Source organism: Mitsuaria sp. TWR114 (assembly GCF_007997345.1).
In genome coordinates this window covers 1-756 of sequence record NZ_VOSR01000875.1, presented here as the reverse complement: position 1 = coordinate 756, position 756 = coordinate 1, and the positions used below count along the sequence as shown (strand labels likewise).

Annotated in this window: 1 protein-coding gene; it reads right to left on the bottom strand. The window is 71.3% G+C overall.

From position 1 onward, the window contains the following. On the bottom strand, positions 1 to 447 hold a 447-nt coding region (locus FUT87_RS25275; protein ID WP_186830758.1), incomplete at its 3' end, for an FHA domain-containing protein. Positions 448 to 756 lie beyond the last annotated feature (309 nt).

Below are 756 nucleotides of genomic sequence, written 5' to 3'. Positions count from 1 at the left end.
CGCCGAGGTCGCGCCGCCCAGGGGGGTCGGCGGTGCCGGGATCGGCATGGGCTTCGGCATCGGCGCCGGCGTGACCGGGCGCGCCAGGTCCGGCGCCCGGCGGATCACGGTGGCGCCGCTGTCGTCGCCGGCCTCGTTCTGCACTTCCAGCAGGTAGCCGCCGATGCGGACCTGGTCCAGATGGCGCAATGGCACGGCCTGACCCTGGGCGACCGGCTGCCCGGCGACGGTGATCGGATTGGCGCTGCCGACGTTGCGGATCACGAAACCGCCGGCGTCGGCGCTGATCTCGGCCTGCTGGCGGGAGATGTGGCGCTCCGGGTCGGGCAGCGCCATGGTGTTGTGGTCGGCGCGACCGATGGTTCCCCCGGTGGCGTCGAAGCGCGCGGTGATGGGCTGCGTCAGGGGCAGGTCGTTGAGCGACACCGCGCGCAGGGTGAGGGTCATGATGCTGCCTTTGGGACCTCGAGAGACTGGCATGGGATGTTTGCGTGACAAAGGTCCTGCTTCAATGAACGAAAGTCACCTGCGGGGGGCTTGTCGCTGTTTCATACTCCACCCCGCTCGAATCCCGACGTGATGCCGATGTCGACCACTTTCCGTCCCGACGCCCCGACCGCCTCCCCCTCGATTGCCGCCGCGCTGCGAGGTGGTGCGCCATCCGCCCTGTCGGCCGTCTCGGTGCTGCTGCTGAGCCTGGCCCTGGCGGCCTGCCAGACGCCCGCCCCCGCGCCGCCGCCGCCCGAACCGGTGGTG